Origin of the sequence: Polaribacter sp. Hel_I_88 (assembly GCF_000687935.1) — a bacterium.
GTDB lineage: Bacteria > Bacteroidota > Bacteroidia > Flavobacteriales > Flavobacteriaceae > Polaribacter.
This window is the reverse complement of sequence record NZ_JHZZ01000001.1, coordinates 3,586,335-3,610,778: the sequence shown is the minus strand read 5'-3', so window position 1 is coordinate 3,610,778 and position 24,444 is coordinate 3,586,335. Positions and strand designations below refer to the sequence as shown.

Here is a 24,444-nt window from a genome sequence, read left to right as displayed (position 1 = left end):
TACAACTTTTAAAAGGATTCGTTAATAAACCAATTTACCCTTTCTCAAACAAAACCACAGTTTCAATATGGCTTGTGTGTGGAAACTGATCTACCAAACTAATTTTCTTCAATTGATAACCAGCTTCACTTAACAATTCTGTATCTCTTGCTTGCGTTGCAGGATTACAGGAAACATACACCATTCTATCTGCATTTAAATTGATGATTTTTTGCAATGTTTTTGGAGCAATTCCAGCTCTTGCAGGATCTAAAATAATCGTTTTTATCTTATCTTGATATTCAGGATGTGCAATTAAGAACTTACCTACATCTGCAGCAAAAAATTGTAATCCTTCAATGTTATTTCTTTTGGCATTTTTCTCTGCATCTTCAATGGCAGAAGCCACAATATCTACCCCAACAATTTTGGCATTTTCGCTTTTAGAAGCTACAATTTGCCCAATAGTTCCTGTTCCACAAAACAAATCCATCACAACAGAATTGTCTACTTTGCTTTTGTCTTCCAAAACATATTCAACAACTTTGGCATATAATTTTTCTGCACATTTTGGGTTGGTTTGAAAAAAGCTTTTCATGCTGATTTCAAAATTTAAACCTAACAATTCTTCTACAATTTTATCTTTTCCGTAAACTAACTTTAAACTTCCAGAAGTTGCGATTGTTCTATCGCCAGTTTCATCATTTATAGTGTGTAATAAACCTGCTAAACGTTCTCCCAAAATTTCTTTCAAAAAGTTGGCGAATTTGTTTAAATCAAACTTGTCTAAATCCCCAGAAGTGGTTACTAAATTGCATAATAATTCATCAGTCTTAAAAGATTTTCTTACCACAAAATATCTAAAAAAACCTTCTTTTCTAGGTCCATGCCAAGGTTCTAAACCAGTATCAATGCAGTATTGTCTGATGTTTTTTAGATTGTCTTCTAGTTGCTTGTCAAATAAACCAGAATCTTTTTCTAAATTATCACCCATCCACCAAACTCCACGTCTTTTAAAACCTAAGGTAAATTCGTCTTTATCGGTTTTGTTAATTCTGTCATAACCAATGGCAGAAAAACCATATTCCATTTTATTTCGATAATGAAATACGTTTGGTGAGGCTATAAATTCGTCATACAAATCTTCGATATTGGCAACTTTACCAATTCTCTTAAATAAAGATAAGGTGCTTTCTTTTTTATATTGATGTTGCAATTCAATAGGCAACTGAATATAAGGAGCACCAGGAATATCTTGATAAGGAACTTCAACTTCATCTTCAGAAGGCTGTAAAACATCAATTAATTTAGCTTCTGCGTATTTCTTGCTAGACTTGCTAATTTGTGCTTTTACCAACTGTCCAGGCAACGTATTAGGAACGAAAATTACAAAACTACCTTCTTCGGATTTTATTCTTGCAATTCCTTTTCCTCCAAAAGCATAATCTTCAATCTTTAATTCTAAAACTTGATTTTTTTTGACAAATTTATTTCGTTCTCTACGTGGCATTTCTTGTTTTTTATGGATGCACAAAATTAAGTAAAATAAGACTTTTACAAAGCAAAAAAGGCTACTCATTTTGAGTAACCTTTCATTTTATAAAAAATAAGATTTTTATTGTTTTGCTTCTTTTTGTGCTTCTTTAATCATTTCTTCATTAGCAACAATTGCAAACTCAACACGTCTGTTTTTGCTTCTTCCTTCAGCTGTTTCATTGGTTGCAATAGGATCGTTAATTCCTTTTCCTTTTGTTTCAAACCTAGCTTTTTGAACTCCATTTGCAGCTAAAAATTCCATCACAGAAATTGCTCTTTTTTCTGATAAAGATAAGTTGTACTCAGCTCTACCAGTATTATCTGTATAGCCATAAATTACAATATTTGTATTTTCATAGTTATTTAAAACTGGTACTAATTTCATTAAGTTTTCTTTTGCTGTTGTAGATAATGAAGCCTTATTTGTATCAAATCTAATTGAGTTTTCACCTAACGTTAACATAATACCTTCACCAACTCTTTCTACTTGTGCTCCAGGAACAGCTTCTTCAATTTCTCTAGCTTGTTTATCCATTTTATTACCAATAATACCACCAGTAACCCCTCCAATAACACCACCTAAAACTGCACCTAATTCAGAGTTTTTCTTGTTACCAACATTGTTACCAATAATACCACCAATAATGGCTCCAGCAGCTGTACCAATTCCAGCACCTTTTTGAGTATTATTTGCATTTTTTGTAGCCTCACAAGATGAGAATGTAAGTGCAGATGCTATTAAAATAGCCAAACTATAAATTATTGATTTTTTCATTATATATGTTTTTTTATTAAATTATTTTCTTTGAAAAGTATAAGTGATGTTTTTTGTTTGTCCTGCAACATTAATAGTGTCAACTAATTCAAAACTAGATTCAGAAACATTGTTAACTGCTAAAATAAAACCATTGTTAACTTCTTTTGCTTTATAGTCATTAATAATTTTTAAAATAAAATTACCCTCTTCATTAATGTACCAAGTTAATGGAGAGCTAAAGTTTTTACAAGCACTACTTGCATTGTTAAGAGACATTTCACCTTTATTGTTATTAGAAACAAAGCTCCAATTGCTATTTACAAAGCATTTAGAATCTTCGATATTAAAAGAATTTACCTGAAAATATTCAGAATTTGGGTAATTAACAGAAGTTAACGTCCAATCGCCTTTTAACATTCGTTCTGTTTTATTGTCTAATTTTGTATTAACTGTGGATGTTGATTTACAACTTATAAAAGCTGTCAGTAATAATAAAATGAATATGGTTTTTTTCATGATTGATACATTGTTTTTTTATTAGTTTAATTGTTTTTTTAGCAAAGGCTAAAGTATACAAAAGAATAATAGAAGTATATTTTTTTTACTTATCTATAGGAATCAAAATTAAATTTTTTTTGATTTAAAATTGAGCTCATTAAGTTTTTTCTTTAATCGAAATCAGATTTTTTTATCAACAGTTTTTAGTTTGCTCTATTTGCGTTAGCGATTGAGCTACTTGTTTGAGCTCTTTTTTGTTTTTCACAAAAAAAGCGAGTAGTGAAAGCGCGAACTTTTTAGGGAACGCCCAAAAAAAGTATGAGATATATTGAATTAATTTATTGTTTCTTCTCTTTATTAAGGTTGATGGATTTTAATTTTTTATTACTTTTGTAAAACTTCGAGGATGATTTCTTTCCCACGCTGAATTTTTGACCAAAAAATAAATTTTTGTATCAGAAAGAAAAAGGTAGAACAGGAATGTTTTTAGTACAAACATTTAAAAAAAATAAAATGACTGTTTTAGACAAATTAAGTTCGCAACAAGCGATTGAATTAGAAGAAAAACATGGTGCTCACAACTATCATCCACTTCCTGTGGTTTTAAGTAGAGGAGAAGGTGTACATGTTTGGGATGCAGAAGGTAAAAAATATTATGATTTTTTATCTGCATATTCTGCTGTAAATCAAGGGCATTGTCATCCAAAAATTGTTGATGCAATGACGAATCAAGCAAAAACATTAAGCTTAACATCAAGAGCTTTTTATAATGATATGCTTGGTAAATATGAAAAATTTGCAACAGAACTTTTTGGTTTCGACAAATTATTACCAATGAATACTGGTGCAGAAGCTGTGGAAACTGCTTTAAAAATTGCCAGAAAATGGGCATATGAGGTAAAGGGAATCAAAGAAAATAAAGCAGAAATTATTGTTTGTGAAAATAATTTTCATGGAAGAACAACAACCATCATTTCTTTTTCTAACGATCCTGTTGCAAGAAAAAACTTTGGTCCTTATACAAAAGGATTTATAAAAATTGAATATGATAATCTTCAAGAATTACAAGAAACGTTAGAAAGTAGCAATAATATTGCTGCATTTTTGGTAGAACCAATTCAAGGTGAAGCTGGAGTTTTTGTACCTTCTGAAGGGTATTTAGCTGCTGCAAAAAAAATGTGTGAAGACCATAATGTACTGTTTATTGCAGATGAAGTACAAACAGGAATTGCAAGAACTGGTAGGTTATTAGCAACGTGTGGAAATTGTAGTTGTGAAGATAAAAATTGTTCTGGAACTCCAGAAGTAAAACCAGATATTTTAATTCTTGGAAAAGCTTTAAGTGGAGGCGCTTATCCTGTTTCTGCAGTTTTAGCAAATGATGCTGTTATGAATGTAATTTCACCAGGAAATCATGGTTCTACTTTTGGTGGGAATCCTATTGCTGCTGCTGTTGCCATTGCTGCTTTGCAAGTGGTTGCCGATGAAAATTTAGCTGATAATGCAGATAAATTAGGGATTATTTTCAGAGAAGAATTAAGCAAATTTGCTGAAACGAATCATTTAGTAAAATCTGTAAGAGGAAAAGGTTTGTTAAACGCAATTTTAATAAACGATACTGAAGATAGTTCTACTGCATGGGATATTTGTTTAAAATTACGTGACAATGGTTTGTTGGCAAAACCAACCCATGGAAATATTATTCGTTTTGCACCACCTTTAGTAATGAATGAAGAGCAATTAAGAGATTGTATTTCAATTATTACAAAAACAATTTCTGAGTTTAAATAAGAAATTAAATTTTATATTTTAAGCCACTAATTCATCAATTTAAAATGGTGAATTAGTGGCTTATTTTTTTTATTTTTGATTTTACAAAAAACCAAGAAATTATGCCAAGTCCAATTACGCAATTAGAGCAGTTAGTTGTAACCTCAAAATCTAAAAGCTTTTTAAGAGAAATAGCAAGATGGACTTTCTTCTTTTCTATTTTAGGTTTTATTAGTATTGCACTTACATTAATTGGAGCAATTTTAATAGCAACTGTGTATGCACCCATGTTAAATATGGTTTCTCAACAACAAGGTTTGCCAGCTATAGGTTTGCCATTAGCAATTATGTACGTTGTTTCGGCTTTGCTGTATTTTATGCCAGTTTGGTATTTGTTTAAATTTTCTAGAAAAATGAAATCGGCATTAGCAACCAAAAATGATGATGTACTTGCAGATGCTTTTGAAAACTTAAAATCACACTTTAAATATATTGGTGTTTTAACCATTATTGTAATTTCTCTATATGTGCTTTTGATTGTTTTTTCAATAGTAGCTGGATCTTTAGTTTAGGTTGATTTAAAAATCAAGAAGTTAAACTTTTTTCTTTTTTATAAACTCTTATCCATTTGAAAAAACACCAAATGTATAAGCTTTCATATGCTGCTGAAATTTTATCTTTTTTGAAAAAACCATCATAACTAAAAGTAATAAACGGAGTTAAAGGTTCTAAATCTAACCAATAGCTGAAACTTTTGTCGTTTAAAAAGTTTTCAGCATAATTAACGTTTACATTTTTGAACCCTTTTTCCTTTACAATTTTGGTGATTTCTAGTTGATTTCGATTGTAATCCTCCAAATCAAAAATTTGAATTTGTATAGCATCTTGAGCTTTTGAGAAAGTCGTGTTTTCTATAATTTGTAACCCTAGAGAGTTTTTTCCATAAAAAATATAGCTAAAAAAATAAAGTAAGATTAAGATGATAAGGAATCGTAATTTATTTTTCATAGCATTATTGGAAGACTATAATATTGAATTCAAATATAAAAAACATCTGGAGACTATTTGGCTAAAAAATAAAATCACTCAAATAGACATTTTAAAAGTTGTCATTTTGAGTGATGTTTATTTTTTCTATATTTTGTGTAGGTAATTTTTTGATTCCCTATTGATTTTCTTTCTTCACACTATCTTTCTTCTTATTTCCAAAAAGCCCACCTAAAACACCTTTAATTTTATCTTTAGCAGCTTCTTTTGTTACCTCTTTATTAGTTTGTGGAGGAGTTGCAGTATTCGTAGAATCTTTTTTATCTTTATCCAAACCTAATAAATCAGTTATTTTATCTTTCCCTTTGTTTAGTAAGTTTTGCTTTTGTCTTTCCACCAAATTCTGAACTAAACTAGCAGTTACATCTTTTATATTTGTGGAAATATTAGGGCTTGTAAAACTACCTGTTAAGTTTGCTTTTACAGGAATGTTTTTAATCTCTGCTGCATCTTTTGGATTTAACTTTGCAATTAAATTGGTAACTTCTGTTCCTAAATATTTTACAGGCACATCAAAAACAACATCATAATTCATCACATTATCAAAACTATGATTTCCAGAAATTTCTATACCCACATCTTTATACTTTAAAGGAATAGGTTTGATATTTACAATACCATTATCAAAAGATAAAAAAGCATTAATGCCATCTAAACTCAATTGATTAGGATCTAAAAAAGAAACTTTATTTCCTAACAAACTCAATACTTTCGAGTTGCTTGTGTTTAGTTTAGGATCTAAAAGTTTTCCAAATAATTCTCCAGTAATGGTTTTTAAATTCGGAGTCATATCTTCATTTAAATTCCCAGAAAGATTAATCGTAGAGTTTATGTTACCTCCAATTGTATTGGCAATTGGAGCTATTGCTTTTAGCATATCTAAAGCACTAAAAGATTCAGTAATATTTATTTTATCTAGCTTTAAATCAAGAGCAAAAGTGGAAGTATTTCCTTTTGTTGAAACGTTTCCATCAAAACCTATTTTACCTCCAAAAACATCAGATTTTAAATTTTTAAGGTTTACAGCTTCATCTTTTACGAAAATAACGCCAGAAACATTGCTTAAATTAATATTATCATACACCACTTTTTTTGCATCCGCATTAAATGTACAATCTAAAAAAGCGGGTATTTTTAAGGCTGATGTTGTGGTAGTTTGTTCTTCATTTGAGCTTTCTGCTAAGAAATCAGCTATTTTAAAAGTATTCGAGTTTAGGTTGAAATTCCCTTTTAAAACTTCATCATTAAATAAAAATCCGTAAAAATTATTTAAATTTCCATCAATTGCAAGATCAGAACTTCCTGTTTTTGCATCAAACTCATTTAATTTTATAGTATTTGTATTGAAGGTTATGGCTGTTTTGGTTATGTAAAAAGGATTTGCTACATCTTTTCCATCATATTTAAAATCGTTTAGAGAAATAGTTCCTGTATTTTTTATATTTTGATAATTGCCTTTTTCAATAGCTTCCATATCAAAACTTGTAGTTACATCTGCTTTTAGAATTCCAGCTAATTCTTGTTCTAATTTTACAGGATATGCTTTGCTAATATTGGCTAAATTGATGTTCCCTTTTGCTGCTAAATTTACTTTTGGATTGGTGGTTAAATTGGCAATATTTCCATTGGCAGTAAACGCATCTTCATCAATCTTAAAATTTAATTTTTCTACGTTTACATAGGTATCGTCTGTGTTTCCTGTTTTGTTGATAATTTTGGCATCAATAGTTATGTTTCTAACCGCTTTTGGCAAGTCATCATATTTAAACATGGCGTTTTTTGATGAAAATGTAATATCAAAAGCAGGAATTCTTTCTGTAGATAAAATACCATTTACAGATCCTTTTAAATCAAAATTTCCTTCGGTTTTTATAGCATTTAAATTTCCAGAATATTGTGCTGGTAACAATGCTAAAAGATTTTTAAATTCTGATGTTGGTGTTTTAAAGTTGATATCATATAATTGATTTTCATCAACTAATTGAATAAAACCATCAAACTCTAAAGGTAATTGATTGATAAATCCTGTATTATCTTTAAAGGTGTATTTACTGTTTTTTAAGTCGATTCCTAAAACAGCATCTAAAGAAATAGCTACGTTGTTTAAGTAATTTACGCTATCCATATCAAAAGATAAATTTGCGGTAGATTTTGTGTCTAAATCTAAAACATCTTGGGCGAAATTTCCTTTACCTGTATGGTTTATATCATTTACGGTAACTTTCATGTTACTGCTTCTATCAAGATATACAAACTTCATGTTTTTTAATTCGTATTCTTGAATATCAAAAGAAAAAGAACTGTTTGTAGCTGTTGAATTCGTTTCGTCTTTAGCAATAGCGATATCATAATTTCCAACATTTTCTTTGTTAAAGATGATATTTACTTGTCCGTCATTTGTTGCAATACTTTTTAGTTCAATAACTTCATCTGCTTTTTTTAGCAATTCTGTAATTTTCATGCTAAAATTTAATTGTTTTGCACTGTACAGAGTATCGCCTAAAAAAGGAGCTTTATTAGTTACTGCAATATCGCTTACGGTTATACTTGCAAGTGGAAAATTGGTAAATAAACTTAAATCTGTTTCTTTAAAAGTAACTGTAGCATTTATGTTATTGTTAATGGTATTGGTAACCATTTGTACAATTTTATCCTTAAATAAAAACGGAATGGATACCAATGCAATTAATATAATTAGTAAAATCGATACTCCCCATTTTAAAATTCTTTTCCCTATCGATTTTTTATTTTTCTCTGTATTCATATATCGTTGTTTAACAGTACAAAGTTAGTCGATTTAAAGAAGCGAATTTGTTTATATGATGTTAAATGTAACTCAAATAGAAAAGTATTTTAAACAAAAAATATCCAACTATTTCTAAGAGAGTAGTTGGATATTTATTACTTAAATTCTTAAAGTATTTTAATTTCTATTGGTATTTTTCCATTTGCGAATTAAATTCATTCATAAAAGTATCCCAGTCTGTAGTTGCAAGACTATAGATGCTATAGATAAAATACAACCCATTAATACTCAACGCAACTAATGCAAATGTTTTAGCTGTTTTCATTGCTTTTACGGCGTCAAAATCATACTCATCAGGAAATTCATGTGCTTCTTTTAATTTTTTATTGGCAATTAAAAAAGAAGGAAGTGCTAATAAAATTCCAAGACCTGCAAAGCAGCAGCAAAGTAAACTTAAGGATGATAGTATGTAAATTAAAGTTGTGCTTAGTTTTTTCATGGGTTTGTTTAATAGTTAATTTTTATAAGATAGTTTATAATCATAATTGATAAGTTCAAGTACGCTAAACTACTAATTATTTTTTTTGATTGCTTAAATTTTGCTTTAAAATTTATCAAAATAAACAAGAATAAACCTAATAATGTAAAAATTGCAGGATACATCTTAAAAGATCCTAAAAAATCACCTTGAAGTAACATTAAAAAAGAGCGTTGAAAACCACAACCCAAACACTCAATCCCAAAAAGGGTTTTGCTAAAACAAGGTAACATGTACTCTTTTAAATTGATAAACATTTTATTTATTTTTAGAAGAAAGATTCAAGAAACAATATTCAAGAATCAAGAACCAAGAACCAAGACTAAAAAGACAAGAAATTTAATAATTTTATTTATTCTTAGGTCTTTCGTTTTAATTTTTCTCTATTCTCTACTTTTTTATTGATAATTATATAAATGATTAAATATTAAGCTTCCAACTTCCAACTTCACGCTTCAAACTCACAATTATTTAAACATATCCATTCCAGGAATATTTGGCATGCCAGCTTTTGCAGCAACAGCCATTTCATGTTCGTTAATTTGCGATGCTTTTGCAATAGCTTTATTTAAGGTGATGATTAAAAAATCTTCTAATTCCTCTTTATCATTAAGTAGAGCATCATCAATTGAAATCGATTTTATTTCTCTATTAGCAGTTAAAGTTACTTTTATTTTTCCATCTGCACCAGTTTCATTAACCAAAACAGAATCTAAACGTACTTTAGTTTCTTCTACTTTTTTTTGAGCATCTTTAATTTTCTGCATCATTCCAGACATATCTCCAAACATAATTTTTATATTTTTTTAATTATAAATACAAAACTAACAAATTCATAAAGAATTTGTATTCTTCAAAAATGAAAATATTTTTTCTTTTATCCTTATTTATTAGTCTTATTTTTGCGGTCGCTTGTAAAATGATAATAAAATGATGAAGAGTACTGATGCAAAGCATCCTGTAGCCGAAAAAATACCAACTGAATTAACAAAACACGAAGACGTAAGAATAGATAACTATTTTTGGATGCGTTTGTCTGATGATCAAAAATTGGCGCCTATAAAAGATGAACAAACTCAAAAAGTGGTTGCTTACTTAGAAGCCGAAAATAAGTATTATGATACTGTAACTGACTATACAAAAACGTTTCAAGAAGAATTATTTCATGAAATGAAAGGCAGAATTAAAGAAGATGATTCTTCTGTGCCTATAAAAAGTAATGGTTATTTTTATAGCACACGTTTCGAAATTGGAAGTCAATACCCAATTTATAGCAGAAAAAAAGAAACGTTAGAAGCTGAAGAAGAAATTTTGTTTGATGTGAATGAAATGGCAAAAGACTTTGAGTATTATCAATTAGGAGGTTTAAATGTTTCTGAAGATAATAAACTGGTTGTTTTTGCCACTGATACTGTAAGTAGAAGACAATATTTTTTACGAATTAAAAACTTGGAAACAGGCGAAATTTATAAAGATATCATCGATAATACAACAGGAGGTTCTGTTTGGGCAAATGATAATAAAACCATTTTTTACACCAAAAAAGATCCAAAAACTTTACGAAGCGAAAAAATTTTCAGACATGTTTTAGGCACACCAACATCAGAAGATGTAGAAGTGTATCATGAAAAAGATGAAACTTTTGGAACGTATGTAACCAAATCAAAATCTAAAGACTACATAATTATTGGTTCTTACAGTACACTTTCTAACGAAGCTCAGTATTTAGATGCCAATAATCCAACTGGTCAATTTACCATGTTGCAAGAAAGAGTAGCAGATTTAGAATATAACGTTTCTCATTATAAAGATCATTTTTATTTAATGACGAATAAAGACAATGCTACTAATTTTAAGTTGATGAAAACACCAGTTTCTCAAACAACGATAGAGAATTGGGTAGATGTTATTCCTCATAGAGAAGATACTTTATTAGAAGATTTCTCAATTTATAAAGACTATTTAGTTTTAGAAGAACGTACAAATGGTTTGAATAGAATCCGAATAAAACGTTGGGATGAAACTGAAGATTATTATTTACCTTTTGATGAAGAAACCTATTCAGTTGGTGTGTATGGAGATGATGAATTTGACACAGATATGATAAGATATTCTTACAATTCTTTTACAACTCCAAGTTCTGTCATCGATTTTAATATGGCAGATAAATCCAAAGAAATAAAAAAAGAACAAGAAGTTTTAGGAGGAAAGTTTAACAAAGAAAATTACAAAAGCGAACGTGCTTGGGCAACAGCTAGAGATGGAAAAAAAGTTGCGATTTCTTTGGTATATCATAAAGATACAAAGTTAAACAAAGACACACCATTACTACAATATGCTTATGGTTCTTATGGGCATACAGTTTCCGATAGTTTTTCTACAACGCGTTTAAGTTTGTTAGATAGAGGTTTTGTTTTTGCATTAGCGCATATTAGAGGAAGTCAATATTTAGGACGCGAATGGTATGAAGATGGTAAAATGTTGAACAAAAAAAATACATTTACAGACTTTATAGATTGCTCTAAATTTTTAATTGAAAATAATTACACATCTGCCAAACATTTATATGCAATGGGTGGCTCTGCAGGAGGTTTGTTAATGGGTGCTATTATAAATATGAACCCTGAATTATATAATGGAATTATTGCTGCTGTACCTTTTGTTGATGTAATTTCTACGATGTTAGATGATTCCATTCCTTTAACTACAGGAGAATATGATGAGTGGGGAAATCCTAATGATAAAGCGTATTATGAGTATATAAAATCATATTCACCTTATGATCAAGTAGAAGCAAAAGAATATCCAAATATGCTGGTAACAACAGGTTATCACGATTCTCAAGTACAATATTGGGAACCTGCAAAATGGGTTGCTAAACTAAGAGAACTTAAAACAGATACTAATTTGTTGATGTTGCACACCAATATGGAAGCAGGTCATGGAGGAGCTTCTGGCCGATTTGAAGCTTTAAAAGAAACTGCAAAAGATTATACATTTTTCTTAGCATTAGAAAATAAAGTTGCTATAGAAGAGATTAAAATTTAAATCAATTTTGTAATTCAATAAGGTTGTGTACTTTTGCAACCGGTTGAAAAACAAACCTCACGGGTTTTTCATGCTGAATGCTGTTCAGTATCCAAAAAATCTGTGAGGTTTTTCCATGAAAAGTAAGCATGACAAGAAATCAAGGAATTAGCAATACTATTTTAGAGTTGGTAGGAGAAACACCCATGGTAAAACTCCAAAGAATTACCAAACATTTAAAAGGTACCTACTACGCAAAACTAGAAGCCTTTAATCCTGGGTTATCTCAAAAAGATAGAATTGCGCTGCATATCGTAGAAAATGCAGAAAAAAAAGGGATTCTTAAAAAAGGAGCCACTATTGTAGAAACAACGTCTGGTAATACTGGGTTTAGTTTGGCAATGATAGGTTTGGTAAAAGGCTATAAATGTATTTTAGCAGTTTCAGATAAATCTTCTCAAGATAAAATCGATTTATTAAAAACAATGGGAGCAGAGGTACATGTTTGTCCTGCAAATGTGCCAGCAGCCGATCCAAGATCGTATTATGAGGTTGCCAAAACCATTCATAAAAAAACAAAGAATTCTGTATATATCAATCAATATTTTAACGAATTAAATATTGAAGCACATTACAGAACTACAGGTCCAGAAATTTGGGAACAAACTCAAGGTAAAATTACACATTTAGTGGTAGCAAGTGGAACAGGAGGCACTATTTCTGGAACAGGCAAGTACTTAAAAGAACAAAATCCGAACATTAAAGTTTTAGGAGTTGATGCTATTGGTTCAGTTTTAAAGAAATATCATGAAACTGGTGAGTTAGATTTAAACGAAGTTTCGCCTTATAAAATTGAAGGTTTAGGTAAAAATTTAATTCCGACTGCAACCGATTTTGATGTAATTGATATATATGAAAAAGTATCTGATAAAGAAGCTGCATTAGCAGCAAGAAACATTGTAAAAAAGGAAGGTATTTTTTGTGGATATACTTGTGGAGCAGTTCTACAAGCTACAAAACAATATGAAGCACAAGATTATTTTGATGAAAATAGTGTGGTTGTATTAATTTTTCCAGATCATGGCTCAAGATACATGAATAAGATTTACAGTGATAAATGGATGAAAAAACAAGGTTTTATTGAGTAGTATTCTAAATAAAACAATAAATTGTGCTTAATTGTTAAAATTCTTAATTTTCACTAACTTTGCACGTTTTTAAAAACAGAACATATAATGACGACAGATTTATTTGATAGATTTAAAAAAGATAAAGGTCCTTTAGGAAAATGGGCAGAACAAGCAGAAGGATATTATGTTTTTCCGAAGTTAGAAGGTCCTATTTCTAATAGAATGTCTTTTAATGGTAAAAAAGTAGTTACTTGGAGTATCAATGATTATTTAGGGTTGGCAAACCACCCAGAGGTTTTAAAAGTTGATGGAGAAGCTGCTGCAGAACATGGAATGGCTTACCCAATGGGTGCTAGAATGATGTCTGGACACACACCAATTCACGAGCAATTAGAACGTGAATGTGCAGAATTTGTTCATAAAGAAAAAGCATATTTATTAAATTTTGGTTACCAGGGAATTATGTCTGCTATAGACGCTTTGGTTACCAAAAATGATATTATTGTTTATGATATGGATACACATGCCTGTATTATAGATGGTGTTCGTTTGCATTCAGGAAAACGTTTTGTATATCGACATAATGATATGGAAAGTTTTGAGAAAAACATAAAACGTGCTGCAAAAATGGCAGAAAAAACTGGAGGAGGAATTCTAGTAATTTCTGAAGGTGTTTTTGGAATGCGAGGAGAACAAGGACGTTTAAAAGAAATCATCGCTTTTAAGAAACAATACAATTTTAGAATTTTAGTAGATGATGCTCATGGTTTTGGAACTCTTGGAGAAGGAGGAAGAGGTACTGGTTTTGAGCAAGGAGTACAAGATGATATTGATGTTTACTTTGCAACATTTGCAAAATCAATGGCAGGTTTTGGTGCTTTTTTAGCTGGAGATAAAGATGTAATGCAGTATTTGCAATACAATATGCGTTCGCAAACCTTTGCTAAATCATTACCAATGGCAATGGTTAAAGGGGCTTTAAAGCGTTTGGATATGTTGCGTACTATGCCAGAGTTAAAAGAAAAATTGTGGGAAAACACAAGAAACTTACAATCTGGTTTAAGAGCAGCAGGTTTCGATTTAGGAACTACACAAACCTGTATTACTCCTGTATTTTTAAATGGAGAAATACCTGAAGCTATGGCCATGGTAAACGATCTGAGAGAAAATCACGGAATTTTCTGTTCTATTGTGGTGTACCCAGTAATACCAAAAGGTTTAATTATTTTAAGATTGATACCTACAGCAACACACACTCAAGAGGATATTGATGATACCATAACAGCTTTTTCTGCAATAAGAGAAAAGTTACAAAATGGAACGTATAAAAAGATTGCAGCAGCAGTGGTGTAATTTTTTAAATAAAAATAATATTTTAAAACCTTACTAATGTACGTTAGCAAGGTTTTTTTGTTTTTGAACCCAATTGGCCACTTTTAATTAAAACGCCTACAGACGCAATTTTTATTACGTCTTTCCGAAAAGTATATTCTATCCTAATGCGTTTAGTAAGTTGTTTTTTATATCTTTTAAGAGCATTTTTTATTATTTTTAAAGCTGTATATTGCAGTAATTAAGCCTTTACAAGTCTAAAAAACATTTACTTTAAAAGGCATAATAGATATATTTATAGGTGCATTTTTGATGCTTTTTAATAGCTTACTTAGCAAAAAAAATTCTCGAAAGCCAACAGCTACAGGTTCAAAATAGTGTAATAAATACCTAAAACATTCTAATTATTTTAAATATTGAATTAAAAACGCAATTACTAAACTTACAGCAAGTCCAATATTAACTTTGCCAAAATCTTTGGCAATAATGATGTAAGTGTATTTTATTTTATTTTTATTTAATAAGTAGGTAATTGCTAATTCTCTACCTGCTAAAATGCCAATAAATACCCAAGTAGTGCTCATTGGAATCGAATTTAGGTTTCCAAATACAAAAAGAAAAACCCCATAAATTAAGTCAATAATAGTAGCAGAACGAATATTCTTAGTATTAGATTTTTGATTGACTATTTCTTGAATCTTTCCACCTCGTTTTCTAAAAATATAGGCCATAATTAAGAGAATGCAACTCAATGAGATTAAGAGCTGTTCAATAGAAAGTTTTCTAGGAAGAAAAACATAAATATTCGCAAAATCCTGAATTAGCCATTGAGACCACAAAAATCCGGTAGAAAACCACTGTGCTACTAACCAATAATGTTTCTTTTTGTGTTTGGCTAATGTATCGATAGAAAGCTTAGACTCGAATTTCTTTGAAACAACAACATAAACTAACATAGCAAAAACAAAAGAGATTGCGTATCCATAAACTGATTTTAATATCATTTTTTCAATAATCATACCCGATGAAAAAAGGCTCAAAATCATAAATGTGGTACTCACAGGAATTCCGAATCGAGTGATGACCAATAGTGCAATTGGTGCTAACAAATACCACCATTCCAAGGTTGCTGGTAATGGTATATTTGTTAATCTTCCATAAGATACATCACCATCATTAATATACCAACCATAACATAGTGTTACAGTTAAAATGCTTATGGCAAAAAACCAAAGTAACCACCACTTAACTTTATAGTTTGAAGATATAAATGTACCCAGCGTTTGAATAACATCGTTGGCAATAACTGAGTAAGCAGCAATAATAAAACCAATATAGCCTATAATCAATTCCATAATGAGTTAAATTTAAACGCAACAAATATAATAGAAATTGTATGCTAAAAATCTGCTGCATCAAAATTTTTAAAAACCTTGTTTAACTGTTTATGCATAAAATTAAAAACGAATAAAGTCAGTTGTAAGCATTGCATTAGATAGTAGTTTATGAGTTTTAGCTTGTTTTACTACTGCTTTTTTTTGGCAAATCATTTACTTACTTTGCTGATTAAATATAATGCTAAATAATGGTATAATTTGTTAAATGCTTTTATTTGATAATTTTACGAAAAGTTAAGTTCATATCAACTTTATTAGTATTAATATTCAATATCAATTCTGAATTATAAGGTGTAAATTCAAAAAATATTTTGTCTAAATTTTTTAATTCAATTTTATATTTATGCTTACTAACTTTTATTAACTCTTCTCTATTAGTAAATGAGTCTCCAAAAAAATCCTTTAAACCTTCTATCATTAATTTATTTTCTGAAGATTTTATAACTTTTAAAATCGCAGGAATAATACTTTTAGATTTATATACCGATAAATAAATATCTGGATTGTTTTCATTAAAATTCTCAATATGACTGATTAATTCTCCTTTTTCATTAAATTGTTTAAAGGCACCAAATAATTTATCTGATTTGTAATTATATATGCTCTTAAGTTTCCCATTGTTATAATACTCTTTCCACTCTCCAGTTTTCTTCCCTTCCTTATAAATGCCCTCTTTTATTAAAGGTCCAGTTTTAGTTTTATCTATTACACCATTATAACCCGCATTTTGCCATCGTAAAATTTCCATAGACCTATTCGTTCTCCATTTTTCTCAAAACCCACAGACTCTAATTGTCCATTTAAATGATAATTTTTGATTTCTTGAGCAATTGAAGAATTTATGATCAATCCAAATATGAACACTAATAGTAACTTTTTCATTTGTATAGTTTTTAATTGATTTATTAGACGCGGATTAAATTTTTAAAGGATTATTATCATTATTTTTTCTAATGGTACTAACAGTATTATTTTTTTTGGTTGCATGACTAAGCACTAATTTAGTGAAAAATTACCAATTAAGAAAGTCCTATATTTTCGTAAGTAGCCTATAATCAGTAATTAATTATAAACGTTTTAGTTTTGAGAGTGAATAAATGACGGTTTTATAACTTGTTAAATTGGATAACAACAGTCCAAAGGATATGTATGCTACTTCAACAATGCCAGAAAATTATTGTCTAAATTTAATGAAGAATTTGTTTGGTTTTTAGCTCAGTTCTTTGTTAGCAAACGTTATTTAATACCCTCTTTTTTTATAAATTTAAACGTGTTGCCATTATCAAATTTCAAGAAATATAGTCCATTTGTAAAATTTCTAATGTTAATTTTCTCATTATTAGAAATCACTCCTTTTTTGATTTCAGCACCTAAGATATCAAAAATACTATATTTATTATTTTCTGTCAAACTAGAAAATTGAATAAACTCATCTGAAGGATTTGGATATATTACTATGTCTTTGTTTAAAGAAAAGTCATTTAATGATATTGTGTTGTTGTCAATTTTAGAAATTTTATTTTCAGAATATTCAGCAACATACAAGTCATTTCCGTTGAATGCTAATTCATAATGACCATTTAAGCCAGTGACAACATCAGTAGCTGTTGGTGTTGTAGCATTGATGTCAATTTTAGAAATTTTATTTCCATCAAGTTCAGCAACATACAAGTCATTTCCTTTGAAAGCTAATGCAATAGGACCATTTAATCCAGTGAGAAAATCAGTAGCTGTTGGTGTTGTAGCAGTGATATCAATTTTGGAAATTTTATTTCCACCATATTCCGCAACATATAAGTCATTTCCGTTGAATGCAAATCCAGTAGGGCCAGTTAAGCCAGTGACAACATTAGTAGCTGTTGGTGTTGTAGCAGTGATATCAATTTTAGAAATTTTATTTCCACCAAATTCAGCAACATACAAGTCATTTCCATTGAATGCTAAACCAACAGGACTAACTAAGCCAGTGACAACATCAGTAGCTGTTGGGGTTGTAGTAGTGATGTCAATTTTATAAATTTTATTTCCATCAGATTCAGCAACATATAAGTCATTTCCGTTGAATGTTAATCCAGCAGGACGAGTTAAGCCAGTAACAACATCAGTAGCTGTTGGTGTTGTATCAGTGATGTCAATTTTAGAAATTTTATTTCCACCAGATTCAGCAACATACAATGTATTTCTGTTGAATGCTAAAGCAATAGGACCATTTAAGCCAGTGACAACATTAGTGACTGTTTGTGCATAAAAGGTCGTAGGTGTTAAAAGTAAAATTGTGATTAAAAAGTAAATTTGTTTCATTGTACATAATTGTAATTATAAAAATTTAGTTTTAATGTTTGCTACCGTTGTTGTATAAGCTTTGTTGCGTTGTTTAAACAGTGAATTTAGTAAATAAAACACGAACGGCGAAATTCCGGAGGAATTTCCCAAGTGAGCTAAAACCAGCAATAAAGTTTATACGGTGTTACCACACGTTTTTATTTTTATTTCACAAAATTAATTTTTCAAGATGATTCTTGATTGAGAATAGAAATATCAAAATTAAAAATGTAATCAAATTCGTTTTGAAATTAATATATCTCTGTTTTCTATAATTTATTATTATTCTGAAAATTAAAAATCCTCCCACAAGTATAATTGGAAGATAATTTAAAATTAAATCAACATACCATATTTCTGAAATTCTACTTGAACTTGCTCCAGAACCATAAATTAGAAAAAAAGCAAGTATCTCAATAAAAAAGAAAAGTAGTGTAATTCCGAAAAATAGAATTGCCTTAATTCCAATTCCGAGATAATTCGTTCTTATTTTTAAAAATTCAGAGGTATTCAATTCAGTATATTATTTATTCATATTGTTTACATTCAAATATCAAATGATTCTTGATTTCGATTGGTTTAACAACTATTGAATTAAGTTTTTGATTTGGAAATCCGCCAACAAGATAATTTTCCGTTTCTAACTTATCCATCCAAATAATAAAATCAGTCAGTTCAACTTTTTTAATTCGACATTTTTTCCATTCTTTTTTTATTAATTCTTGAGCGAATTCTAATTCGGACCAAATTGGAATAATCAATTCGTCTTTATTTCCACAAGTTACAAAATTTCCTTTTTTGTCCGTAATTAAAAATACTTGTTCAAAATCGGCAATTTTTCTTATTAAATATCCATATCGTTCTTTCGATTCAAGTTTAAATACACTTTCTAATTGTTTAATGTGCATATGGATTTTTCTTGGTTTGTAAATGTGTGGTAACTTAATTATATGCGGAACTTTTGTTTTATTATTCTCCTAATTTAGCAAGATATGCAGAAGTTTAGTGTCTGTAAACCTTGCTTTAGCGAAGTACGTTTTTTTTGTTTGAAAAACCAAAGAGAAAACTCCTTACTATCAAAACCAAAAAAACTCGAACAGTTTACACTGTTCGAGTTATAAAATTTTTATTCGTAGAAATTTTAAAATCTAAATTCCAAACCACCATAAATTCCAAAAGGATGTCCAGGTCTTAAACCTGCAGGAACTCTTGAAGCTGCATAGGTTTCATCTAACAAATTAATAATATTTGCAGTAAGGTGTAGTTGTTTTGTTACATAGTATTTCCCAGAAACATCCACAATAAAATTACTGGCTACTTTTTCGTTGTTTGGGATTGCTCCAGCACCAGCGAGTGTTCTAAACTCACCATTGTAACGTCCGTTAAAATTGATTTCAAAAGCTGTGTGTTCCAAAGAAAACCCAACATTAAATTGATGTTTTGGAATGTATGGCAATTCATCTCCCACAGTTACAGTTCCCCACAAACCATCATCGCTCCCAAAACTATTTTGGAATTCTGTATTGGTAAACGTATAACCAAAAGACAAAGGCAAGGCAATTTTTGCATCCGCTTTTGCGAAATTATAATTCAACAACAATTCTATTCCGTTTACATTTACTTCACCAGCATTAAATTGATCTAACGAACCTGTGCCACCAGTAGCAGCTAAATCGCTTCCTAAAAGGTTTGAGTAATCATTAAAGAAGCCTACAAATTCTCCAGAAATTCCTGCAATGTTAAAACGCGTTCCTAACTCGTAATTAATACTTTCTTCTGGTTCTTGACCTTCCTGATTTCCAGGAGGTGAAAACCCTTTGTGAATACCTCCAAAAATAGAAAAGTCGTTATTAAATCTATAATTTGTACCCATTCCAGGTATAAAAACATCCACTGAATTTTCTCTTTCTGCTAAATTTACACCAGTTCTGTTTACATCACTTTTACCAAAATCTTCTCTTTTTAAAGTGATGTTTTCATAACGAACCCCAGGTGTAAACGTCCAATTATTGTATTTTAGTTTATAGGTAATAAAAGAAGCAAACGCATTAGCACTTGTAATTCTGTTGGCATCTGTTCCAGGAACTCCAGCAGTGGTTAAAGCTAAAACACCTGCATCAGAAATGCTGTATTTGTCTACCCACTGAAAACGATCTTCTTCATCATAATGAAAACGAAAACCAACTTCAATATCATGAAAAGCATCTCCTTTATACCAGTGATAATCTAATTTTGATTGAATGCCTTGTGAGTAATATTTTCTATTGTTTGCTTTGATTCCAATAGCATCTGCACCTGAATTTACACTCCCGTTTACAATATTAAAATGATTTGGTAAAGAAGTTGGGTTTTCTAAAATATTGGCAATAGATTGTGTATCGCCATTAAAAGTAACATCATTTAATTTGTACCAGTTTCTAGCAAAATTATTACGATATGCAGTGGTTGTTAATCGAATGTTTTTCGAAAAATCTGCTTTATGTGTAATAGCATATTGTGTATGATCTGTAGTCATTTTATCAGCATCTGAAGAAGCATATCTTGCAAATGGATTTTCGTTAAAATCTGCTTCGCTTAATCCCAAATAGGTTTCGTTACCAACTTCATCTGAATACTGAAATTTGAATTCTAAAGATTGTTTTACACGCGCATTTGGGAATAAATTAACTCCAAATTTGGCTACAACATCATTTTTATCAAAACCTGTGTCTTTTCCACTTGGCAAAGTTTTAAATCCATCTGAACCATAGTTTAAATACTCAACCATATAGCCAAAAGTTTCATTTCCTCCACCAACTTTAGCATGCAATTGGCTGGAATTAAAACTACCAAAACTAGCTCTTACTTGACCACCAAATTCAGTCGGAATTTGAGAAGAAATCATATTAATAGCGCCACCAGTTGTAAAAGGTCCATATTGCACTTGGCTACTTCCTTTTAAAACTTCTACAGCTTCCATTCTTGCAATAGTAGGGAAGTAGTAAGCAGAAGAAGCACTGTAAGGAGCAGGTGCAATTAAAATACCATCTTCCATCAACGTAATTTTAGAACTTCTTTCTGGAGAAGTACCACGTAAGCTGATATTTGGTCGTAAACCAAAACCATCTTCTTCATAAATGCTCACTCCAGGCACTGTTCTTAACGCTCTGTTTACATCTGTAAAACCAAATTTTTGTAATTCTTTAGGAGACAGGTAATAGGCAGAACCTGTTCTGTTTTTTGCTACATATTTGTTCCCAAAAATGGCTGTTGTAGAAATAATTACTTCATCCAGTTTCTGAATAGAATCTAACGTAACTTCTTTTTTCTTTTTTTCTTGAGCACTTATGGCTAATGTACATAAGGCTGAAAGTACAAGAATACCTTTCTTCATTTTATTTAGATTAATTATAAATAGATTTTTAAAACAGGCGCAAAGATACAACCTCATTGCATATCTGCAAAGCTTATTTAGAATAAATAAATATTAAATTTATAAAATATTGGTTTCCAGAATATAACTTTCGAATATTTTTTTTCGATTCAAGTAAATTATACTTTGGTGCTTTTATAAACCCCCATATTAAATTAGTATACAATCAATTTAAATTGTAAATTTGTACGCAATTATATCTTAATTGCAACATGATAGCACACGCAAACAAAATTTTAGGAGAAGGACTTACATACGATGATGTTCTTTTAGTTCCAGCTTTTTCTCAAGTACTTCCAAGAGAAGTAAGCATTCAAACAAAATTTACCAGAAATATCACGATTAATGTTCCTATAGCTTCTGCAGCTATGGATACTGTTACAGAATCTGCTTTGGCAATTGCCATTGCTAGAGAAGGTGGTATTGGTGTTTTACACAAAAACATGACGATTGAGCAACAAGCGCAAGAAGTTAGAAAAGTAAAACGTGCAGAAAGTGGAATGATTCTAGATCCTGTAACATTGCCTTTAACTGCAAAAGTATTGGATGCAAAAGCATTTATGAAAGAGCATGGAATAGGTGGAATTCCGATTGTGGATGATCATGGAACTCTAAAAGGAATTGTTACTAACAGAGATTTACGTTTTGAACATGACAATAGCAGACCTATTGTTGAGGTAATGACCAGTGAAAATTTAGTGACTGCAGATGTTGGTACATCTTTAAATGATGCCGAAAAAATTCTTCAGAATTATAAAATAGAAAAACTTTTAATTGTTGATGAAGATTATAAGCTAAAAGGATTAATTACGTTTAGAGACATCACAAAAGTTACCCAAAAACCAATTGCTAATAAAGATTCTTTTGGTAGGTTAAGAGTTGCAGCAGCTTTGGGTGTAACTCCAGATGCTGTGGATAGAGCAGAAGCTTTAGTAAATGCTGGTGTAGATGCTGTAATTATTGATACAGCTCATGGTCATACAGAAGGGGTTGTAAAAGTATTGCAATTAGTAAAAGAAAAGTTTCCAGAATTAGATGTTGTTGTTGGAAATATTGCAACAGCACAAGCTGCTCAATATTTAGTTGCTGCTGGTGCAGATGCTGTAAAAGTAGGAATTGGACCAGGTTCTATTTGTACAACTAGAGTTGTTGCAGGAGTTGGGTATCCTCAATTTTCAGCGGTTTTAGAAGTAGCACATGCTATTAAAGGTAGTGGAGTTCCAGTTATTGCAGATGGTGGAATTCGTTATACAGGAGATATTCCTAAAGCAATTGCTGCAGGTGCAGATTGTGTAATGTTAGGATCGCTTTTAGCAGGTACTAAAGAATCTCCAGGAGAAACGATTATTTACGAAGGAAGAAAGTTCAAATCTTATAGAGGAATGGGTTCTGTAGAAGCAATGAAACATGGTTCTAAAGACAGATACTTCCAAGATGTAGAAGATGATATTAAAAAATTAGTTCCTGAAGGAATTGTTGGTAGGGTACCTTATAAAGGAGAATTGTTTGAAAGTATTCATCAGTTTGTTGGTGGTTTAAGAGCAGGAATGGGTTATTGTGGAGCTAAAGATATTGAGACTTTAAAAGAAACAGGACAATTTATAAGAATTACAGCAAGCGGTATTAACGAAAGTCATCCACATGATGTAGCCATTACTAAAGAAGCGCCAAATTATAGTAGAAGGTAATTAATTATTTGCAACATATTTATAAAAAACTAGAAATGGAAGACCAAAATTTTATCAACTTTAAAAAAACAAGAGATTTAGGAGCAATGATTTCTGATACGATCAAGTTTTTGAGTGTAGAATGGAAACCATTTTTAGGAACAATTATAAAAATATCAATAGTTCCTGTTATCATAGCTATTTGTGCAGTTATTTATTTTTTTATGACGTTTTCTGATTTCTTTGTGAGATTAGCAGATTTTGAAGAAAATGGTAGTTTTAATGATTTAAATTTTTCTCAAATTTTCTTACCACTTTTAATATTTATTTGTTCATATATAGTCGCCTATGCTTTAATGACTGTGTCTTCTCTAGCTTATATAAAATCTTACATATCAAATAAAGGTGTTGTTAATTATGATGAAGTTCAAAAAACAACACAAGATAAATTTTGGACATACATAGGTTTGTTTATTTTAGTGGCAATTATTGTTGGTTTTGGAATGATATTTTGTATTCTGCCAGGTGTTTATTTTGCAGTAGTTTTATCATTATCTATTTGTTTGGTAGTTTTTAAAAATAATGGTGTTTTAGATGCTGTAAGTGATTCTTTCAGTTTTATTAAAGGGCATTGGTGGGAGACTTTTGGAATTTTATTGGTAATACAAATCTTAATTGGTATTCTTGGTTTTTTCGCAGGTTTACCAGCAAGTATCTATCAAGGTGCTGATATGACTACCATCTTAGAAGGTCAAGACCCTTCTGAATTATTAAATTCTTTCGGAGATCCTATTTATTTAACTTTAGTAGGTATTTCTTATTTGATTAATTTCATTTTGTATTTAGTTTCTACAGTTGTTATCGTGTTTATTTATTATGACATTAAAGAGCAGAAAAACCCAACTTCAGGAATGATTAACGAAATTGGTGTTTATTAATTAAAACTGTAATTATATTTTATAGTGGTTTTTCCAAAAAGATTGAAAACACGAAATCATATGAAATTTTTTGTTTTTCTTCACAACAGAGTCGCTTTAATTTTAAGAGAAGTCTCATAAGTTTGATAACACAAAACTTTCTAACTCTGTGTGATTTCTCCCAAAGGGTCGAAATTGTAAAAGTTACGTAATTCGAGGACAAAACTGGATGGAAATTTTTAGTTTTTTTTACTCACAATAGTGTCACTTTAATTTTAAGAGAAGTCTCATAAACTTGCTAACAAAAAACGTTCCAACTCTGTGTGATTTCTCTCAAAAGGTCTAAAAGCTAAAACTAATTGTAATGGT

Annotated in this window: 20 protein-coding genes; 7 read left to right on the top strand and 13 right to left on the bottom strand. The window is 30.2% G+C overall.

All coding sequences use genetic code 11. The features are described 5' to 3' along the window. Positions 1 to 34: 34 nt before the first annotated feature. From rlmD to P161_RS0116130, 3 genes are all read right to left on the bottom strand, one after another. Positions 35 to 1,489, bottom strand: a complete 1,455-nt coding sequence (gene rlmD / locus P161_RS0116140) for a 23S rRNA (uracil(1939)-C(5))-methyltransferase RlmD (RefSeq protein WP_026777931.1) — start codon at positions 1,487 to 1,489, stop codon at positions 35 to 37. 105 nt (positions 1,490 to 1,594) lie between these two features. Next, positions 1,595 to 2,290, bottom strand: coding sequence for an OmpA family protein (locus P161_RS0116135; RefSeq protein ID WP_026777930.1), 696 nt, complete (start codon positions 2,288 to 2,290; stop codon positions 1,595 to 1,597). Positions 2,291 to 2,311: 21 nt separating this feature from the next. After that, positions 2,312 to 2,788 (bottom strand): lipocalin family protein, encoded by a 477-nt coding sequence (locus P161_RS0116130; protein WP_026777929.1) that lies wholly within the window; start codon positions 2,786 to 2,788, stop codon positions 2,312 to 2,314. A gap of 495 nt (positions 2,789 to 3,283) precedes the next feature. Between P161_RS0116130 and rocD the strand changes: the two genes are divergently transcribed. Both rocD and P161_RS0116120 read left to right on the top strand, forming a co-directional pair. Next, a complete protein-coding gene (gene rocD / locus P161_RS0116125; RefSeq protein WP_026777928.1) occupies positions 3,284 to 4,561 on the top strand; it encodes an ornithine--oxo-acid transaminase in 1,278 nt (425 codons plus the stop codon). Between the two features lie 101 nt (positions 4,562 to 4,662). Next, positions 4,663 to 5,112 (top strand): DUF5362 family protein, encoded by a 450-nt coding sequence (locus P161_RS0116120; protein WP_026777927.1) that lies wholly within the window; start codon positions 4,663 to 4,665, stop codon positions 5,110 to 5,112. Between the two features lie 13 nt (positions 5,113 to 5,125). Here the strand turns inward: P161_RS0116120 and P161_RS0116115 are convergent, their stop codons facing one another. The 5 genes from P161_RS0116115 to P161_RS0116095 all read right to left on the bottom strand — a co-directional run bounded on the left by P161_RS0116115 (position 5,126) and on the right by P161_RS0116095 (position 9,662). After that, a complete protein-coding gene (locus tag P161_RS0116115) occupies positions 5,126 to 5,548 on the bottom strand; it encodes a hypothetical protein (RefSeq protein ID WP_026777926.1) in 423 nt (140 codons plus the stop codon). 157 nt (positions 5,549 to 5,705) lie between these two features. Next, positions 5,706 to 8,351, bottom strand: coding sequence for an AsmA family protein (locus P161_RS0116110; protein ID WP_026777925.1), 2,646 nt, complete (start codon positions 8,349 to 8,351; stop codon positions 5,706 to 5,708). A 166-nt stretch (positions 8,352 to 8,517) separates the two neighbouring features. Further along, positions 8,518 to 8,832 (bottom strand): CCC motif membrane protein, encoded by a 315-nt coding sequence (locus P161_RS0116105; RefSeq protein WP_026777924.1) that lies wholly within the window; start codon positions 8,830 to 8,832, stop codon positions 8,518 to 8,520. Positions 8,833 to 8,840: 8 nt separating this feature from the next. After that, the gene (locus P161_RS0116100) at positions 8,841 to 9,104 is read right to left on the bottom strand and encodes a DUF2752 domain-containing protein (RefSeq protein ID WP_368086218.1); all 264 of its coding nucleotides are present in this window, start codon (positions 9,102 to 9,104) and stop codon (positions 8,841 to 8,843) included. Positions 9,105 to 9,338: 234 nt separating this feature from the next. Further along, complete coding sequence (locus P161_RS0116095) at positions 9,339 to 9,662, bottom strand: YbaB/EbfC family nucleoid-associated protein (protein ID WP_026777922.1); 324 nt, start codon at positions 9,660 to 9,662, stop codon at positions 9,339 to 9,341. 142 nt (positions 9,663 to 9,804) lie between these two features. Between P161_RS0116095 and P161_RS0116090 the strand changes: the two genes are divergently transcribed. The 3 genes from P161_RS0116090 (at position 9,805) to P161_RS0116075 (ending at position 14,381) form a co-directional block, all read left to right on the top strand. Then, the gene (locus P161_RS0116090; RefSeq protein WP_026777921.1) at positions 9,805 to 11,919 is read left to right on the top strand and encodes a S9 family peptidase; all 2,115 of its coding nucleotides are present in this window, start codon (positions 9,805 to 9,807) and stop codon (positions 11,917 to 11,919) included. A gap of 128 nt (positions 11,920 to 12,047) precedes the next feature. After that, positions 12,048 to 13,046, top strand: a complete 999-nt coding sequence (locus tag P161_RS0116080; protein WP_026777920.1) for a PLP-dependent cysteine synthase family protein — start codon at positions 12,048 to 12,050, stop codon at positions 13,044 to 13,046. 87 nt (positions 13,047 to 13,133) lie between these two features. Further along, positions 13,134 to 14,381, top strand: a complete 1,248-nt coding sequence (locus tag P161_RS0116075) for an aminotransferase class I/II-fold pyridoxal phosphate-dependent enzyme (protein ID WP_026777919.1) — start codon at positions 13,134 to 13,136, stop codon at positions 14,379 to 14,381. A 383-nt stretch (positions 14,382 to 14,764) separates the two neighbouring features. On the opposite strand, the gene P161_RS0116070 is transcribed toward P161_RS0116075, so the two are convergent. The 5 genes from P161_RS0116070 to P161_RS0116045 form a co-directional block, all read right to left on the bottom strand. Next, positions 14,765 to 15,715, bottom strand: a complete 951-nt coding sequence (locus P161_RS0116070; RefSeq protein ID WP_026777918.1) for a hypothetical protein — start codon at positions 15,713 to 15,715, stop codon at positions 14,765 to 14,767. A 253-nt stretch (positions 15,716 to 15,968) separates the two neighbouring features. Next, complete coding sequence (locus P161_RS0116065) at positions 15,969 to 16,505, bottom strand: toxin-antitoxin system YwqK family antitoxin (protein ID WP_026777917.1); 537 nt, start codon at positions 16,503 to 16,505, stop codon at positions 15,969 to 15,971. Between the two features lie 488 nt (positions 16,506 to 16,993). Continuing rightward, positions 16,994 to 18,058 carry a T9SS type A sorting domain-containing protein gene (locus tag P161_RS19195; RefSeq protein ID WP_051605782.1) on the bottom strand — a complete coding sequence of 355 codons (1,065 nt, stop codon included), beginning with the start codon at positions 18,056 to 18,058 and terminating at the stop codon, positions 16,994 to 16,996. Between the two features lie 548 nt (positions 18,059 to 18,606). Then, complete coding sequence (locus P161_RS0116050) at positions 18,607 to 18,987, bottom strand: DUF2750 domain-containing protein (RefSeq protein ID WP_026777915.1); 381 nt, start codon at positions 18,985 to 18,987, stop codon at positions 18,607 to 18,609. A gap of 233 nt (positions 18,988 to 19,220) precedes the next feature. After that, positions 19,221 to 21,452 carry a TonB-dependent receptor gene (locus P161_RS0116045; RefSeq protein ID WP_026777914.1) on the bottom strand — a complete coding sequence of 744 codons (2,232 nt, stop codon included), beginning with the start codon at positions 21,450 to 21,452 and terminating at the stop codon, positions 19,221 to 19,223. Between the two features lie 251 nt (positions 21,453 to 21,703). On the opposite strand from P161_RS0116045, the gene guaB reads away from it, so the two are divergent. Then, on the top strand, positions 21,704 to 23,179 hold the full coding sequence (guaB, locus tag P161_RS0116040) for an IMP dehydrogenase (RefSeq protein ID WP_026777913.1): 1,476 nt from the start codon (positions 21,704 to 21,706) through the stop codon (positions 23,177 to 23,179). 35 nt (positions 23,180 to 23,214) lie between these two features. Further along, positions 23,215 to 24,096 (top strand): hypothetical protein, encoded by an 882-nt coding sequence (locus tag P161_RS0116035; protein WP_026777912.1) that lies wholly within the window; start codon positions 23,215 to 23,217, stop codon positions 24,094 to 24,096. Positions 24,097 to 24,444 lie beyond the last annotated feature (348 nt).

What these genes read in the sequence shown, in the direction of transcription:
- P161_RS0116110 (WP_026777925.1), bottom strand. Translation starts at nt 8,351, where the DNA reads ATGAATACAGAGAAAAATAAAAAATCGATAGGGAAAAGAATTTTAAAA.
- P161_RS0116075 (WP_026777919.1), top strand. Translation starts at nt 13,134, where the DNA reads ATGACGACAGATTTATTTGATAGATTTAAAAAAGATAAAGGTCCTTTA.
- rlmD (WP_026777931.1), bottom strand. Translation starts at nt 1,489, where the DNA reads ATGCCACGTAGAGAACGAAATAAATTTGTCAAAAAAAATCAAGTTTTA.
- P161_RS0116100 (WP_368086218.1), bottom strand. Translation starts at nt 9,104, where the DNA reads ATGTTACCTTGTTTTAGCAAAACCCTTTTTGGGATTGAGTGTTTGGGT.
- P161_RS0116090 (WP_026777921.1), top strand. Translation starts at nt 9,805, where the DNA reads ATGAAGAGTACTGATGCAAAGCATCCTGTAGCCGAAAAAATACCAACT.
- P161_RS19195 (WP_051605782.1), bottom strand. Translation starts at nt 18,058, where the DNA reads ATGAAACAAATTTACTTTTTAATCACAATTTTACTTTTAACACCTACG.
- P161_RS0116035 (WP_026777912.1), top strand. Translation starts at nt 23,215, where the DNA reads ATGGAAGACCAAAATTTTATCAACTTTAAAAAAACAAGAGATTTAGGA.
- P161_RS0116105 (WP_026777924.1), bottom strand. Translation starts at nt 8,832, where the DNA reads ATGAAAAAACTAAGCACAACTTTAATTTACATACTATCATCCTTAAGT.
- P161_RS0116135 (WP_026777930.1), bottom strand. Translation starts at nt 2,290, where the DNA reads ATGAAAAAATCAATAATTTATAGTTTGGCTATTTTAATAGCATCTGCA.
- P161_RS0116065 (WP_026777917.1), bottom strand. Translation starts at nt 16,505, where the DNA reads ATGGAAATTTTACGATGGCAAAATGCGGGTTATAATGGTGTAATAGAT.
- P161_RS0116130 (WP_026777929.1), bottom strand. Translation starts at nt 2,788, where the DNA reads ATGAAAAAAACCATATTCATTTTATTATTACTGACAGCTTTTATAAGT.
- guaB (WP_026777913.1), top strand. Translation starts at nt 21,704, where the DNA reads ATGATAGCACACGCAAACAAAATTTTAGGAGAAGGACTTACATACGAT.
- P161_RS0116070 (WP_026777918.1), bottom strand. Translation starts at nt 15,715, where the DNA reads ATGGAATTGATTATAGGCTATATTGGTTTTATTATTGCTGCTTACTCA.
- P161_RS0116120 (WP_026777927.1), top strand. Translation starts at nt 4,663, where the DNA reads ATGCCAAGTCCAATTACGCAATTAGAGCAGTTAGTTGTAACCTCAAAA.
- P161_RS0116115 (WP_026777926.1), bottom strand. Translation starts at nt 5,548, where the DNA reads ATGAAAAATAAATTACGATTCCTTATCATCTTAATCTTACTTTATTTT.
- P161_RS0116050 (WP_026777915.1), bottom strand. Translation starts at nt 18,987, where the DNA reads ATGCACATTAAACAATTAGAAAGTGTATTTAAACTTGAATCGAAAGAA.
- P161_RS0116095 (WP_026777922.1), bottom strand. Translation starts at nt 9,662, where the DNA reads ATGTTTGGAGATATGTCTGGAATGATGCAGAAAATTAAAGATGCTCAA.
- P161_RS0116080 (WP_026777920.1), top strand. Translation starts at nt 12,048, where the DNA reads ATGACAAGAAATCAAGGAATTAGCAATACTATTTTAGAGTTGGTAGGA.
- P161_RS0116045 (WP_026777914.1), bottom strand. Translation starts at nt 21,452, where the DNA reads ATGAAGAAAGGTATTCTTGTACTTTCAGCCTTATGTACATTAGCCATA.
- rocD (WP_026777928.1), top strand. Translation starts at nt 3,284, where the DNA reads ATGACTGTTTTAGACAAATTAAGTTCGCAACAAGCGATTGAATTAGAA.